This window comes from Jiella flava (assembly GCF_017349315.1).
Taxonomy (GTDB): Bacteria; Pseudomonadota; Alphaproteobacteria; order Rhizobiales; family Rhizobiaceae; genus Jiella; species Jiella flava.
In genome coordinates this window covers 91825-107154 of record NZ_JAFMPP010000015.1, presented here as the reverse complement: position 1 = coordinate 107154, position 15330 = coordinate 91825, and the positions used below count along the sequence as shown (strand labels likewise).

The 15330-nt window shown below is 66.5% G+C and carries 12 protein-coding genes and 1 pseudogene; 3 read left to right on the top strand and 10 right to left on the bottom strand.

Annotation, left to right across the window (positions count from 1 at the left end; genetic code table 11):
* Positions 1 to 38: 38 nt before the first annotated feature.
* The 4 genes and pseudogenes from xylA to J1C48_RS15915 form a co-directional block, all read right to left on the bottom strand.
* Positions 39 to 1352, bottom strand: coding sequence for a xylose isomerase (gene xylA, locus J1C48_RS15930; protein ID WP_207258983.1), 1314 nt, complete (start codon positions 1350 to 1352; stop codon positions 39 to 41).
* A gap of 456 nt (positions 1353 to 1808) precedes the next feature.
* Entirely contained in the window at positions 1809 to 2984 is a 1176-nt protein-coding gene (locus tag J1C48_RS15925; protein ID WP_207258982.1) for a Gfo/Idh/MocA family protein, read from the bottom strand.
* Positions 2981 to 3472: pseudogene (locus J1C48_RS15920) on the bottom strand (sugar phosphate isomerase/epimerase family protein); the annotation flags it as partial. The gene J1C48_RS15925 and the pseudogene J1C48_RS15920, both read right to left, overlap by 4 nt.
* A 252-nt stretch (positions 3473 to 3724) precedes the next feature.
* Positions 3725 to 4552, bottom strand: coding sequence for a hypothetical protein (locus tag J1C48_RS15915; RefSeq protein WP_207258980.1), 828 nt, complete (start codon positions 4550 to 4552; stop codon positions 3725 to 3727).
* 453 nt (positions 4553 to 5005) lie between these two features.
* Between J1C48_RS15915 and mutL the strand changes: the two genes are divergently transcribed.
* Positions 5006 to 6898 (top strand): DNA mismatch repair endonuclease MutL, encoded by a 1893-nt coding sequence (gene mutL / locus J1C48_RS15910; RefSeq protein ID WP_231081837.1) that lies wholly within the window; start codon positions 5006 to 5008, stop codon positions 6896 to 6898.
* A gap of 412 nt (positions 6899 to 7310) precedes the next feature.
* A complete protein-coding gene (locus J1C48_RS15905) occupies positions 7311 to 7526 on the top strand; it encodes a DUF2093 domain-containing protein (protein ID WP_207258979.1) in 216 nt (71 codons plus the stop codon).
* Here J1C48_RS15905 and lpxK read toward each other — a convergent pair.
* From lpxK to J1C48_RS15875, 6 genes are all read right to left on the bottom strand, one after another.
* Positions 7489 to 8613, bottom strand: coding sequence for a tetraacyldisaccharide 4'-kinase (gene lpxK, locus J1C48_RS15900; RefSeq protein ID WP_207258978.1), 1125 nt, complete (start codon positions 8611 to 8613; stop codon positions 7489 to 7491). The two genes, J1C48_RS15905 and lpxK, sit on opposite strands and share 38 nt — an antisense overlap.
* Complete coding sequence (gene waaA, locus J1C48_RS15895) at positions 8610 to 9941, bottom strand: lipid IV(A) 3-deoxy-D-manno-octulosonic acid transferase (RefSeq protein WP_425523514.1); 1332 nt, start codon at positions 9939 to 9941, stop codon at positions 8610 to 8612. The genes lpxK and waaA overlap by 4 nt, the downstream gene beginning before the upstream one ends.
* Positions 9938 to 10636, bottom strand: coding sequence for a lysophospholipid acyltransferase family protein (locus tag J1C48_RS15890; RefSeq protein WP_231081836.1), 699 nt, complete (start codon positions 10634 to 10636; stop codon positions 9938 to 9940). The genes waaA and J1C48_RS15890 overlap by 4 nt, the downstream gene beginning before the upstream one ends.
* Before the next feature lie 135 nt (positions 10637 to 10771).
* Complete coding sequence (locus tag J1C48_RS15885; RefSeq protein ID WP_207258977.1) at positions 10772 to 11002, bottom strand: DUF4170 domain-containing protein; 231 nt, start codon at positions 11000 to 11002, stop codon at positions 10772 to 10774.
* 42 nt (positions 11003 to 11044) lie between these two features.
* Positions 11045 to 11851 carry an inositol monophosphatase family protein gene (locus tag J1C48_RS15880; protein ID WP_231081835.1) on the bottom strand — a complete coding sequence of 269 codons (807 nt, stop codon included), beginning with the start codon at positions 11849 to 11851 and terminating at the stop codon, positions 11045 to 11047.
* Between the two features lies 1 nt (position 11852).
* Positions 11853 to 13193, bottom strand: coding sequence for a TldD/PmbA family protein (locus J1C48_RS15875; RefSeq protein WP_210345424.1), 1341 nt, complete (start codon positions 13191 to 13193; stop codon positions 11853 to 11855).
* A gap of 198 nt (positions 13194 to 13391) precedes the next feature.
* Between J1C48_RS15875 and J1C48_RS15870 the strand changes: the two genes are divergently transcribed.
* Positions 13392 to 15284, top strand: coding sequence for a monovalent cation:proton antiporter-2 (CPA2) family protein (locus tag J1C48_RS15870; protein ID WP_207258976.1), 1893 nt, complete (start codon positions 13392 to 13394; stop codon positions 15282 to 15284).
* Positions 15285 to 15330: the final 46 nt, after the last annotated feature.

Here is a 15330-nt window from a genome sequence, read left to right as displayed (position 1 = left end):
CCCAGGGACGCGTCAAGACGCTGCCCTGACGGTCATACTTAAACGTAGCGGTTGATGACGCCTTCCAGATATTCCTGCCGTCCCGAGCGTGGCTGCGGGTTCAGCGTGAGCGCCGCCTCCGCGACGTCTTCGAAGCTGCGCTTGCCGGCGAGGATCGCCTTGGCCTCGGCTGCTTCCCATCCGGCATAGCGCGCCGTGAGCGGCCCGGTCAGCGCTTCATCGGACAGCATCGCCTCGGCGGCCAGAAGCCCGCGGGCGCAGGCATCCATCGACGCGACATGGGCGATCAGGAGATCGTCGGGATCGATCGACTGGCGGCGGATCTTGGCGTCGAAATTCAGTCCGCCGGTGGTGAAGCCGCCATGCTTCAGCATCTCGTGGAAAGCGAGCGCGATCTCCTTCACATCCATCGCGAACTGATCGGTATCCCAGCCCAGCAGGTCATCGCCGCGATTGATGTCGAGCGAGCCGAAAATGCCGTTGGCAAAAGCAAGCTTGATCTCGTGCTCCAGCGAGTGGCCGGCAAGGATCGCGTGGTTCTGCTCGATATTCACCTTCACATCGGCGAGGAGATCATATTTCTGCAGAAAGGCGTAAACCGTCGCGACGTCGAAGTCGTATTGATGCTTGGTCGGCTCCTTCGGCTTCGGCTCGATCAGGATCGGGCCCGCAAAGCCGATCTTGTGCTTGTAGTCGACGAGCATCGCCATGAACCGGCCAAGTTGGTCTAGCTCGCGCTTCATGTCGGTGTTGAGTAGCGTCTCGTAGCCCTCGCGGCCGCCCCAGCAGACATAGTTGGCGCCGCCGAGGCGATGGGTGGCGTCGATCGCCGCCTTCACCTGGCCGACGGCATAAGCAAAGACCTCAGGATCGGGATTGGTTGCCGCCCCCGCCATATAGCGGCGGTTGGAAAAGAGATTCGCCGTACCCCAGAGCAGCCTGACCTTGGCGCTTTCCATCTTCTCGGCAAAGATGTCGGTGATCGCCGTCAGATTGTCGATCGATTCCGACAGCGTCGCGCCCTCCGGCGCCACGTCGACATCGTGAAAGGCGAAGAACGGCACATCGAGCAGCCGGAACATCTCGAAGGCGACGTCGGCCTTGGCTTTCGCCAGCGACAGCGCGTCGTCGCCGTGCATCCAAGGCCGATTAAAGGTCTCCCCGCCGAACGGGTCGCCGCCCGGCCAGGTGAAGGAATGCCAATAGGCGATGGAGAAGCGCAGATGGTCCTCCATCCGCTTGCCCATCACCATCCGATCCTTGTCATAGAAGCGAAACGCGAGCGGGTCGCGGCTGTCGAGCCCTTCATAAGCGACGGGCGTCTTGCGATCAAAAAAGCTTTGCAATGACATCGAATGGCCTCCCTGCGGCATCGCGTTGAAAATCAAGACGGTAGAGTATCCGACTCAAGCCCTTGCGACTGGCAGACGCCGTCGAGGGCGGGGCGCAGGTCCAAAATATCGGCGTTTGCGTATGGCAGAGACCGCGATAAGGCAAGCGAACGATCGCCACCAAATGAACGCGAAATCCCGCAACGCCGTGCTCAAGAGCAAGTTGACGTTACTGGACATACAATCGAGAAAATCAAATGACATCAGTCGATTGCATACAAGGCTTCAAAGCCGGCCCGAGCGCATGAAGAAATTGTTCGCTGAGGTGGGAATCGAAGCCCCGTGGCCGCCATGCGGATCATCCTCTCCCGCGCCTTCGACCCATATCGCGCGCAAGAGCACCAACACATCAACCACGGACCGCAAAAGTGCCCGACCGGCGGTGAGCTTAGCATGCCGTGAGCGGGCCCGCACGCCCTACGCCTCCAGCCGCACCCAGGCGCCATCCGCCTTCGACGAGGCGATGCAGGCCTCGATGAAAGCAAGCCCGGCCAGGCCCTCGGCGATCGTTGGCAAGGCGATGCCGTCTGCCGGCGACCGGCCGTCGCGGGCGGCACGGATCAACTCTGCCGCTTCCATATAGATCGTCGCGAACCCCTCCAGATAGCCTTCCGGATGGCCGGCGGGCACGCGGGCGACGGCGATCGCCGCCGAATCCGCGCCGGCACCATTGCGGGTGAGGAGCCGCTTCGGCTCGCCGAGCGGCGTGTACCAAAGCCGGTTCGGCTCCTCCTGCGACCATTCCAGCCCGCCCTTGTCGCCATAGACCCGCAAGGTCAGGCCATTCTCGTTGCCGACGGCCACCTGGCTCGCCCACAACATGCCCTTCGCGCCATTGTCGAAACGCAGCAGCATCGAGGCGTTGTCGTCGAGCACACGGCCGTTGACGAAACTGGTCAGATCGGCCGAGAGCGCCGCGACCCGCGCGCCGGTGACGTAACAGGCGAGATTGTGGGCGTGGGTGCCGATGTCGCCGATCGCGCCGCCGGCCCCTGCCTTGGCCGGGTCGACCCGCCAGCTCGCCTGTTTCGAGCCGGCGTCCTCGGCCCGCGCGGCGAGCCAGTCCTGGGCATATTCGGCGATGACGACGCGGATCGTCCCGAGATCGCCGCGCGCCACCATCGCCCGCGCCTGGCGGATCATTGGATAGCCGGTGTAATTGTGGGTCAGCACGAAGACCCGGCCGGAAGCCGCGGCGATCTCAGCCAGCGCCTTCGCCTCTTGAAGCGTCACCGTCATCGGCTTGTCGCAGATGACGTGAAAGCCGGCCTCGAGACAGGTTTTCGCCACCGGAAAATGCATGTGGTTGGGAGTGACGATTGCCACCGCCTCGACGCCGTCGGGGCGAGCCGCCTCGCCTCTCACCATGTCCTCATAGGAGCCGTAGCTGCGCTGATCATCGAGCCCGAGCGCTCGGGCCGACGCATGGGCCTTTTCCGGCGTCGACGACAGCGCGCCGGCGACCAGGGTGAAGTGGTCGTCGATGCGGCTGGCGATCCGATGCACCGCGCCGATAAAGGCGCCCTCGCCGCCGCCGACCATGCCGAGCCGGATGCGCCCCGCCTGTCCGTCGCTGCGTCCTTGAACGGTCATGACGTGATCCCCCAAAGGCGCCTCTTCGCCGCGTCGTCGGTGACGCCCGCCGCGCAATCGTCGAAGGCCTTATCGGTCACGGCGATGATGTGATGGGTGATGAAGGGCGCGCCCTCGGACGCCCCCTGTTCGGCATCCTTAAGCGCGCATTCCCATTCGGGCCCGGCCCAGGAATCGTAGCCATATTCGGCCAGCTTGGAAAAGACCGCGGCGAAATCGACCTGACGGTCTCCGAAGGAACGGAACCGCCCGGCCCGCTTCAGCCAGGGCTGGACGCCGGAATAAACGCCCTGCCGGCCGGTCGCATTGAATTCGGCATCCTTGACGTGAAAGGCGCATATCCGCGCGTGATAGATGTCGATGAAGTCGAGGTAATCGAACATCTGCCGGGCGAAGTGCGGCGGATCGTCATTGATCTGGCCGCGGGGATGCTCGCGGCAGGCCGCCCAGCGGGCGATCGACGCCAGATCGTTGAACGGCGCGCCATCGCCGGCGAACTGGGCGAGGACGATCCCCGGCCCCTTCATCCTTGTCATGCTGTCCTCCCTCGCCGCGTATCCGTGTCGCGGCGTAGCCCGGCCGCGATTCTGCTGCCGCGGGTCCGGCTGAGTCAAAACGTGCCACGGCAGGCGCGGATTTTGAAGGGCCGAGCCGCCAAGTTTTACCGCAACGGCAGGGGCCAGAATGCGCACTCGCAAACCCCATTGCCTGCGACGCGCCGGCCCCACCAACGCCTCGCCTCAATAGCGAAACCACAGCGCCGAGATCACCCCACGCTCTTTCAGCGCGTTGGTGCCGGCGACGGTGGCAAAGCCGGCGGTCTCGATCGACCAGTGCCGGTTGATGTCGTAGACCAGCGCGGCCTGAACCTTGTGTTCGGCATAGTGCGCACTGCTGCCGCCGAGAGAAACCCCCACGGTCGAAAAGGTCTGCGCCAAAATCTGCCAGCGTCGCCAGGGCCGCAACCCGGCGGTGATGTCGAGCTTCACCGCGTCGCGGCCAATGCCGCGGTGGGTGCCGAAACGGAGCGCCGCCTCGGCGTCGACGAAGCCGGGTATGCCGGCGAGAGTGAAGCCGTAGCCGGCCGAGAGCCGCGGCTCAAATTGCGGGGCGCTCCAGGCGAGACCCTTGGCGCGGCCCGCGGCGTCCGGCGTCACGAAGCGGCCGAGAATTTGAGCGGAGCCAACCAACCCGCCGGCCTCGAACAGCCGCAGCCGCGCCCCCGCCGCCACATGTGAGACGCCGGAGCGGGCATAGCCGGTGAGCCCGTCTCCCTCCTTGCCGACCTTGACGTCGACGACCCCGGTCAGCCAATCCTTGACGCCGTACTCGATATGAGTGTCGACCGCGGTCTTCGTAAAAGCATTGAGCCGCGGCGACCCGCCCCCCTCGCCGAAGCTCTCCGACGCGACGGATTGAAGCCCGGTGGCGATGATCTGCCCGGTTCCCGCTTCAAGGGTCCAGGCGCCGGCGCGCGCTTCGCCACCGTCGAACGAGCCGACGCCGCAGCACATCCCCGTGGCCAGGACCATGGCCAGCGCCCGCGTCATGGCCGTCGCGAGTCCCATGGCCGCCGCCGGGCCTGTAGCCCGTGCCAGTTCAAGCGTCGCGACACCACCGCGCCACATGACGCGCCGCGCACGCCAGCGAAGCCCCGACGCGTGCTGGGGCAAGCGTAACGGCAAACCCCAGCGCCTTCCGATCCGGGCCATGCCGATCCAGGCCCCGTGACCATGCACGAACACCGCCCGCCTCTCCATCGGCTGGCCTTCGCCGCGCTTCGATTATAAGTTTATTTTAAAAACTATTCAATCTTAAAACTGTTTCACCCGATGATGCGGCCCTTCCTGCCGCCGGCTGATGCGCGACGCCGCGAGGTGAGCGGCCGCAAGCCTTTGGTGGAAAACTCAACCGCGGCTCGCCTTGCGCGGGTCAGCGGTTTGCCGCCCCGGGGGCGCTGGCGTACAAGCAAGCGGATCGGCCATCGTTCGGATCACCGCCCGCGACCTGGGAGCAGCGCCTTGCCCATCGTGCAACTCGACGAGCATCTGATCGACCAGATCGCCGCCGGCGAAGTGGTGGAACGGCCGGCGAGCGTCGTCAAGGAACTGGTCGAGAACGCCATCGATGCCGGCGCCTCGCGGATCGAGATCGCGACGGCCGGCGGCGGCAAGACGCTGCTGCGAATCACCGACGACGGCTGCGGCATTCCCGAAGACGAACTGCGCCTTGCCGTGCGACGACATTGCACCTCAAAGCTTGCCGGCGGGCTCGATGAAATCGCCACCCTTGGCTTTCGCGGCGAGGCTCTGCCCTCGATCGGCTCGGTCGCCAAGTTGTCGCTACGCTCGCGGGCCGAGGGCGCCGCCGGCGCCTTCGAGATCGCCGTCGATCAGGGCCGCTGCGACGGTCCGCGGCCGACGCCACTGTCGCGCGGCACGGTGGTCGAGGTGCGCGACCTGTTTCATGCGGTGCCGGCGCGGCTGAAATTTTTAAAAAGCGACCGCGCCGAATCCTCGGCAATCACCGACGTCGTGCGGCGCCTGGCACTTGCCGAACCCGAAGTTCGCTTTGAAATCTCGGGGCCCGACCGCACGCCGACCGTGTTCGAAGCCGCGCGCGACATGACCGAGCGTATCGCCCAGGTGGTTGGTCAGGAGCTGCGCGACAACGCCGTGGCGATCGAGGCCGAGCGCGAAGAGATCCGACTGACGGGCCTTGCCGGCCTGCCGACCTTTTCGCGCGGCAATTCGCTGCAACAGTTCCTCTTCGTCAATGGCCGGCCGGTGCGCGACAGGCTGCTCGTCTCGGCGCTGCGCGGCGGCTATGCCGATGTGATGGCCAAGGATCGCCATCCGGTCGCGGTCCTGTTTCTGACCCTCGATCCCGCCCTCGTCGACGTCAATGTGCATCCGGCCAAGGCCGATGTGCGGTTTCGCGATCCCGGCCTGGTGCGCGGGCTGATCGTCGGTGCGCTCCGCCAGGCTTTCGGCGAGGCGGGCCTGCGCTCCTCCTCGGAAGGAACGGCGGGCATTCTCACCCGGATGCGGGCCAAGGCCGATACGGTCACGCCGGCGCCCCGGCGTTTCGAGGGCTTTGCCCCCGGCGGCTATGCGCCCAGCGCCCCGGCGCGCCCCCGCCCGTTTGATCCCGCGACGGCCGCCTTCCGGCCGTTCGCGACGGCTGAGACCGAAACCGTGGACCACGTCCTAGAGCAGCCCCCTTTCGCGTCTCCCCCCGAGCCCCGCCGTGCCTCGTCCGGCTTTGCCGAGGCCGAGACCGCCTATCACGCCGAGGCCGCACCGGTAACGACACCTACCCCGGAGAGCGCGGCGTTTCCCCTCGGCGCGGCGCGGGCACAGCTTCATGGCAACTACATCGTCGCCGAGACCGACAGCGGTCTCGTCATCGTCGACCAGCACGCCGCCCATGAGCGGCTGGTCTATGAGGCCCTGAAACAGGCGATCCACGGCAAGGGGCTCGCCGCCCAGATGATGCTGATCCCGGAGATCGTCGATCTGCCGGCCGACGATGCCGAGCGCTTGTGCGAGCATGCCGAGGCGCTTCAACGTCTCGGCCTCGGCATCGAGCGCTTCGGCCCGGCGGCAATCGCCGTGCGCGAGACCCCCGCGATCCTCGGTCAGACCGACATTGCCCGCCTGATCAGGGATCTCGCCGACGAGCTTGCCGAGTTCGGCACCGCCGATACCATCCGCAGCCGGATCGATCACGTCGCCGCAACCATCGCCTGCCACGGCTCGGTACGCTCGGGCCGGATCCTGAAGCTCGATGAGATGAACGCCCTGCTGCGCGAGATGGAGCGCACGCCCTCGGCCAGTCAATGCAACCATGGCCGGCCGACCTTCATCGAACTCGGCCTGAACGACATCGAGAAGCTGTTCGGCCGCCGCTAGACCGCCTCGCGTCCTATCGGACGCAGACAGGACGCTCTTAATCTCTGAATTGACGAATCGTGCTTTGCCGAAAATCGATTCCGATTTTCGGGGTGAGGCTGTAGAGTATGGTGCTGAAATGTGGCGGGACGTTTCGGGTCACATCATGCGGCGAACAAGGGCTTCGCGCGCAACGGCGATTCCGGTTGGGCGCATGCCGCTCCAGGCTTGGCAGCCCGGTGAAAGCCAGCGAGCGGCTATCCCGACTTGCGTCACAGCGCCCCGCCCGGCGTGAAAATCATTTTCGACCGACCAGGCGATGCTGTAATGCGTTCCGGTTTGATCTTGGTCCCGGAAGGGCGTAGTGCGGCCCTACGGTCGATCCGCGCCTCTCCCGGCGGCGTGCGACGATACCATCGTTTTGAGGATAAGAATGAACCGTTTTGAAAACTCCGGCGAGGCCAAGTTGCGCTACGGAACGCCTGATTTTCAAGTGATCCGGGCGGGCTCCTATGTCCGCTGCGCCGTCACCGGAGAGGCCATTCCCCTCGATCTTCTGAAATACTGGAGCGTCCTGCGCCAGGAAGCCTATGTCGACGCCGCCGCCGCCTTCAAACGCGATCTGGAAAGCCGCAGGTCGCCGCGCTGAGGCGTCTCAGCCGCCCGCCACGCTCTTTGGGGGGTCTTTGCGGCCGCCAGCGTCGCCGCTCGAAGGCGGCGAGCGTCTGCCGCACGATCCAATCGGCTTGGCTTGGCGCGGCAAATTCCAGTTCGACGTCGAGCACCGTACAGTCTTTGAGGACGGCCCGGGCGGTCTCGCTGCCGGTCGCCAGCCGCACCGCGTCTTTGCGAGTGGTGGCAAGCACCAGCTGCGCCTCGGCGGCCCGCGAGGTGAGGTCAAGCAGCTCGTCGTCCGAAAAGCCGTGATGGTCGGGAAAGTCGTGCGTCTCCACGACCTCCGCCCCGAGTTCGCTGAGCGTCGTATAGAACTTTCCGGGATCGGCAATGCCAGCAAAGGCGAGCACCCGCTCGCCGATCAGGATGGCGCGCGATTTCGGCACGAGCTTGGCCGCATAGATCGCGCGGCCCGCCCGCGCCATCGCCCGCACCGGCGCAGCCCGGGCCGCCTCGCCCGCTCCCGCCTCGCCGCCGATCACCAGCAGCGCATCGGCGCGGCGGACTTGATCGATCAGCGGCGCGCGCAACGGCCCGGCCGGCACCACCCGGCCATTGCCGATGCCCCGCCGCGCGTCGAGGGTGATCAGCGCATAATCGATCAACAGCCGCTGGCTCTGAAAGCCGTCATCCATGATGGCGAAATCGACGCCCCGCTCGGCGATCAGCAGGGCGAGCGCCGTCGCCCGGTTCTTCGCCACCGCCGTCGGTGCGCGGCTGGCCAGCAGCAGCGGCTCGTCGCCGACATCGCGCACGCCGTGGTGGCTCGGATCGACGACCAGCGGCTTGCCGGTCACCCGGCCGTGGCCGCGCGAGACGAAGCCCGGCTTGCGGCCAAGCCGCGCCGCCGCCTCGGCCAGCGCCAGGGCCGCCGGCGTCTTGCCGCCGCCGCCGGAGGTAAAGTTGCCGATGCACAGGACCGGAAGGTCGAAGGCGGCGCGCGCGCCGTTGGCCAGATTGCGCCGGGCCAGCGCGCCGTAAAGCGCCGCGACCGGGCTCAGCAGTCCAGCCTCCAGGCCCGGCGGTCGCCACCAGAAATCGGGCGCCCGCCCGGCCTTCACCGCACGCTCCCGACGCGGCCCTGCCGCTCCAGACTGACCGACAGGCGCAAGGGATGCAGGAAGGGATCGAGCGCGGCGAGGGTCCGGTCGAGCGCTCCGCGCATGTCGTCGATCGCCCGTAGCGCGGCCCGCGCCATCGCCATGCGCTGGATCGGATCGACCAGCAGCGTATCGACCTGCACCGTCAGCTCGTCGGCATCACGCACGATCCGCGCCCCGCCGGCCCTCAGCAGCCGCTGATAGGTGTCGCGGAAATTCTGCACATAGCGGCCAGTCAGGATCCCCGTCGCCAGCATCGCCGCCTCGATCGGGTTCTGCCCGCCCTGACCGGTGATCGACTTACCGATGAAGGCGATTTCCGATAGCCGCAGATAAAGGCCGAGTTCGCCCATCGTATCGCCGAGATACACGTCGGTCGCCGCATCCGGCAGCACGCCCTCGCTGCGCCGCGTGACCGTCAGTCCCTTGTCCGCCAGCATCTTGGCGATCGCCGCGCCGCGATCAGCATGGCGCGGCACCAGGATCGTCAAAAGGCCCTCATGGCGCAAACGCAGCGCCAGATGGGTTTCGGCGACGAGGTCCTCTTCGCCCGGATGGGTCGAGATCGCGGCAAAGCGCGGCCGCGCGCCGACCGCCCCGGACAGTTCCTCCAGTGCGGCTGAGTCGGCCGAAAGCGGCGCGGCGTCGGCCTTCAGATTGCCGGCGAGGCTGACAGCATGGGCGCCGAGCAACCGGAAACGCTCGGCATCGACATCCGACTGGGCGATGACATGGGCAAATTTTTCGAACAAGACCTCGGCGATCCGCGGCCGCGCCTTCCACCGCTGGAATGACCGGTCGGACATCCGGGCATTGACGAGAATCTGCGGGATCCGTCGCCGCGCCAGCTCGTGAATGGTCAGCGGCCAGATTTCGCTCTCGGCGACGATGGCAAGGTCCGGGCGCCAGTGATCGAGGAACCGTCCGACCGCCGGCCCGACATCGAGCGGCACATATTGGTGGATGACACAGTCGGCGAGACGCTCCTCGACAAGATTGGCCGAGGTGATCGTGCCGGTCGTCATGACGATCTGCAGGCCGTCGCAGGCCATCGCCCGCACCAGCGGGGCCACCGCCAGGCTCTCGCCGACGCTTGCCGCATGCAGCCAGATCAGCGGCCCGGCCTTGGGCCGCGGCTTGCTGGCAATTCCGTAGCGCTCGCGCTGCCGGCGCTTGTCCTCCTTACCCTTCGAGACCCGCCAGCCGACATAGGGGCGCAGAAACGGATAGGCCAGGGTACCAGCAAAGGCATAGGCGGCGAAGGCGGCTTTGGTCATCGGATCGCTCACGAGGTTATCCCGACCAGACGTTCAGCCTCGCGGTTCGCCGCTTCGATGGCGCAACTCACTTCCCGGCGCTTGATCTCCAGCAGTTCGTCATCGGCGTCGGCCGGGACGTGGATCGGCGCGCCCATCACCACGGCGATCCGGCCAAAAGGCAGCGGGATGCGGGTCTTATCCCAGGCGCCTTCGACGATGTGGTGCCGGCTGGTCACAGCGCCGGACGGCACGATCGGGCGGCCGGAAATCTTCGCCAGCGTGACGATGCCGAGCCCGGCCTCACGGGCCGTACCCTTCGGAATGTCGGCGATCATGCAGATGCCTGTCCCCTCGGCGAGCAGCCGGCGCATGGCGACCAACGCCCGAGCGCCGCCTTTGCGCTTGGTGCGCTTGGTGGTCTGTCGTCCCCCGGAGCCGCGGATGGTGGCGATGCCGAAAGCTTCGACCACGCGGGCGTTCAACTCGGCATCGGCGCTGCGCGACAACAGCGCGGCATAGGGCAGTTCGCGCGGCCGGAAGAACGGCGCGAGCAGATGCTGGCCGTGCCAAAGCCCGACGATCGCCGGGTGCTGCTCGGTCAGGATGCGGCGGAAATCGCAGGAGCCGGCGACCGGGCGCTGGGTGGCGTGGACGGCGCGCAACAGGGCGTAGATCGCGGCACTGACGCTGGCGCTCACACCGTCGGAGCGCCAGAACCGCCGCAACAGGCCACTCCCCCGCCGACGGCGCTTCTTCGAACGAGCAGGCTTGTTCGCATCCGACCGGTCGGCGGGTCCTTGTGCGGACAACTCCTCATTCGCCACGGTCTGCGACACCTCGCCCCCTTCGAATTGGCATCATTATTTTTGTGGGTCGAGCAACTTGTGCATATGCACGATGAAATAGCGCATCGCGGCGTTGTCGACGGTCTGCTGGGCCTTCCCTCGCCAAGCGGCGAGCGCCGATGCGTAATCAGGGAAAATTCCGACGATATCAAGGCTTTCCAAATCCTTGAAGGTCACCGACGACAGGTCCGACAGCTCGCCCCCGAAAACCAGGTGGAGGAGCTGCTTGGGCTTTTCTTCCTGCATGGCAAAGTCCTTTCTGTCTGCAATCGCGGGGGCGCTCCACGCTCAGGTGCCGAGCGCCCCCGCGATATCGCGCAGACGCGGCGCCAAGCCAAGAGGGGCGGCGACCATCACCCCCATCGCGCCAGCTTCGGCACCGTAGCGCCAACGCTCGCCATACCGGTCGCAGAACAAGCCGCCCGCCTTTTCGAGAATGAGATCGGCGGCCGCGACATCCCAGTCGTTGGCGCGGGGGCGCACCAGCGTGCCGTCGAGCCGGCCAGCGGCGACGAGGGCGAGGCGATAGGCGAGCGAGGGAATCGCTGGAAGCGCATCAACGGAAGGCTGGTCAGCGGGGGCGATCGCCCGGCGAATCGAATCGGGCAACGACAGCCGCATGATGTCATCCGACCCCGCCGCGCTCACTTGGCACGGCCGACCGTTCATCAGCGCGGGATCGTCGCTTGTCGCCTGAAAGGTCTCGCCGCGCGCCGGCACATGCACCACGCCGACGATCGGCCGGCCGGCCTCGACCACCGCCACCGACACGCACCAGACGTCCTCGCCGCGCAAAAATGCCCGGGTGCCGTCGATCGGATCGACGACGAAGGCGCGACCTTCGGTTTGCGGCAGACGCTCGGCATCGGGCATTTCCTCCGACACCCAACCATAATCCGGCCGCGCACCGATCAGCGCCGCCTTGAGCGCGGCGTCGGCCGCATAGTCGGCCTCGCTGACGGGGGAGTTGCCGTCCTTGTACCAAACCTTGGGATCACGGCGGAAATAGCGCCCCGCCACCGCGCCGGCCTCCTTCGCCGCCGCAAGCAGCAGCGCGAGGTCGTCCGACAGGCTGGCCATCGCCGCGCCGCTCACCTCAATGTCCCGCAACCGTCATGCGCTCCAGCCGCAGCGTTGGCGCGACCAGGGAAAAGCGCGTGTCGAGATCGTTGGCGAGCGTCAGGCCGAGCAGTATCTCCTTGAGATTACCGGCGATGGTGAATTCGGAAACCGGCCGGGTCAATTCGCCATTCTCGATCAGATAGCCGGTGGCGCCGCGGCTGTAGTCGCCGGTGACGAGATTGACGCCCTGGCCGATCAACTCGTGAACATAGATGCCGCTCTTGGTCTCGGCGATCAGTTCCTGCGGCGACAGGCGACCGGGGCTGACCGCGACGTTGGAGGAGGACGGCGACACGCCGCCGGCCGTGCGCGCGCCGCGGCCGTTGGTCTCAAGCCCGAGTTCCTTGGCGGTGGCGGTGTCGAGGATCCAGCTTTGCAACACGCCGTCCTCGACGAGGCGCAGCGTCTCGCCGCGCACGCCCTCGCCATCGAAGGGTCGCGAACCCGGCCGCCGCTTGAGTAGCGGCTCGTCGAGGATGGTAACGCCGGCCGGCAAGATCTTCTCGCCCATCCGGTCCTTGAGGAAGGAGGTCTTGCGGGCGATCGCCGCGCCGTTGATCGCGCCGATGACGCTGCCGAACAGGCCGCGCGCGACGCGCGGATCGAAGACGATCGGATAGCTGCCGGTCGACACCTTGCCGGCGTCGAGCCGCTTGACGGTGCGCTCGCCGGCGCGCCGGCCGATCGCCTCGACCGGGTCGAGGTCGGCATAATGGATGCGCGAATCGAAATCGTAGTCGCGCTCCATCGCCGTGCCCTCGCCGGCGATCACGCTGACCGATCTTGAAAAGCCCGAGCGCATCTTTTCGCCGACGAACCCGTCCGAGGTGACGAGGATCAGGCCGCTCGCCCCGGCTGACACCGAAGCGCCGCCGGAATTGCTGACGCCCTTAACCGCGCGCGCCGCCTCTTCCAGCGCCAGTGCCTCGGCGACCATGGTCTGACTGGAAAGTGTCGTTGGGTCGTAGAGATCAAGGTCGAGACCGTCATTTGGGGCCAGCCGATTCTTCGGCGCGAGCGATGCGAAGCGATCCTCCGGCGAGACCTTCGCCATGGCAACGGCGCGCTCGGCGAGGCGGTCAACGTCGGCGTGAACGTCGGCGGAGACCGTCGCCACCCGTTGGCCAACAAACACCCGCAGCGCCAGATCCTCGCTCTCGGCGCTCTCGGTATCCTCGATCTTGCCGAGCCGCACCTGCACCGAGCGTCCGAGCGAACGCACGACCGCCGCGTCCGCCGCGTCCGCTCCGGCTTTGCGCGCCGCGGCGATCAGCCGTTCGCCGGTTGTCAGGAGCCGCTTCGTATTCTCATCCATCGCTTTGCCTATCGATCGGTGTCGCCCGACACCCTATTGTGCACTGCAAGAAGCACAAGCTATCACCAAGCTGTCGGCGACGTTACGGCATCTTACGGCAAGCCTGCGCAGCTTTTGTGCCGCATCGCCGGCTCGCATGCCATTTCCACCCTATTTGGGTGAAGATATCCTCTATCAGATAGGAGCGAGTGCAGCGCAGTGGAACACGGATCGATAGCCATTTTCCTCGAAGTCGTCCTGCTTTTGGGCGGCGGCATCGTCGCGGCGACTCTTTTCAAGCGTATCGGGCTCGGGACGGTGCTCGGCTATCTAGCCGCCGGAATCGTCATGGGCCCGATCCTGCGGCTGATCGGCGAGGGCGAGCAGATCCTGTCGATCGGTGAACTCGGCGTCGTCTTCCTGTTGTTCATCATCGGCCTCGAACTGAAGCTCGACCGGCTCTGGGCGCTGCGCCGGCAGATCTTCGGCACCGGCCTTGCCCAGGTGATGATCAGCGGCGCCCTGCTTGCGGCGGCCGCCGATCTCGTCATCGGGCTCGATTTCGGCGCTTCGCTGGTCGTCGGCTACGGCCTGGCGCTGTCCTCCACCGCCTTCGGCATCCAGCTTCTCGACGAGGCCGGCGAGACCAACACCCGGCACGGCCAAGCGGCTTTTTCGGTGCTGTTGTTCCAGGATCTCGCGGTCGTCCCGCTGCTGGCGCTGCTGCCGTTTCTCGCTCCCGGCGGTGGTGAGGCGGAGTTCGATCCGGTCCAGATCCTGTTCTCGCTCGGCGCCGTCGCGGCGCTGGTCGTCGTCGGCCGCTATCTGCTCAACCCGCTGTTCCGAATCATGGCCTCGGCCGGTGCCCGCGAGGTGATGCTCGGCGCGGCGCTGTTCGTGGTGCTTGGCTCGGCGATGCTGATGCAACTGGCTGGCTTCTCGATGGCGATGGGCGCCTTCATCGCCGGCATCTTCCTTGCCGATTCCTCCTATCGCCACGAACTCGAAGCCAATATCGAGCCGTTTCGCGGGCTGTTGCTCGGCCTGTTCTTCATCGGCGTCGGCCTGTCGATCGATTTGTCGGTGCTTCAGAATTTCGGGTGGATCATCCTCACCGCCGCGCCGCTGCTGATGCTCGCCAAGGCCGGCCTGATCTACGGCATCTGCCGTGCTTTCGGCGACAGCCACAGCCTGTCGATCCGGGTGGCGACGCTGCTCGCCCAGGCCGGTGAGTTCGGCTTCGTGCTGTTTTCAACGGCCGCCAGCGAGAAGATCTTTCCCGCCGAAACGGCATCGATCCTCGTCGCCATCGTCTCCCTGTCGATGGTGCTGACGCCGCTGTCGACCTGGCTCGGCCGGAAGCTCGACAAGCCCGGCCAAGAAGAGGAGATGGAGGAAACCTTCGACGGCGCCGGTTCGGAGGTCCTCCTTGTCGGCTTTTCGCGCTTCGGCCAGATCGTCGCCCAGGTGCTGCTGTCGAGCGGCATCGACGTCACCATCCTCGACTCTTCGGTCGAGAGGATCCGCACCGCCGAGCGCTTCGGCTTTCGCATCTATTTCGGCTCGGGCGTGCGCAAGGACGTTCTGGAAGCGGCCGGAATCCGCAAGGCCGGCCTCGTCGCGGTCTGCACCAACAAGCGCGAGACCACCGACCGGGTGGTCGACATGATCCGCTCCGAATTCCCCAATGTCCGGCTTTATGTGCGCTCCTACGATCGCAGCCACGCGCTGTCGCTGCGCGCCCGCGGCGTCGACTACGAGATCCGCGAGACGGTGGAATCGGCTCTTTCCTTCGGCGGTGAAACGATCCGCGCCCTCGGCGTCGAGGACGATCTGGCAAGCCGCATCGTCGAGGATGTGCGCAGCCGCGACACCGCCCGACTGAAGCTGCAGGAGGCCGAGGGCATCTATGCCGGCAGCGACATGATGACGACCCGGGTGGTGACGCCGGAGCCTCTGGTCAAACCGCGGCCCGGCCTGCATGCGGTGGAAAAGATGCCGGACGGCGGCGATGGCGATTCGATCATCGACGACGGCGCGCCGAAGCGGCGCCGGCGCGGCCGCCTGTTCGCCGGCCGCCGTCGCCGACCGGACCGGGTGGCTTCACGCTGAAATCCCGCCCGCCAGCCGACACCGCCTGAAACGGCGCCCGCCCGCC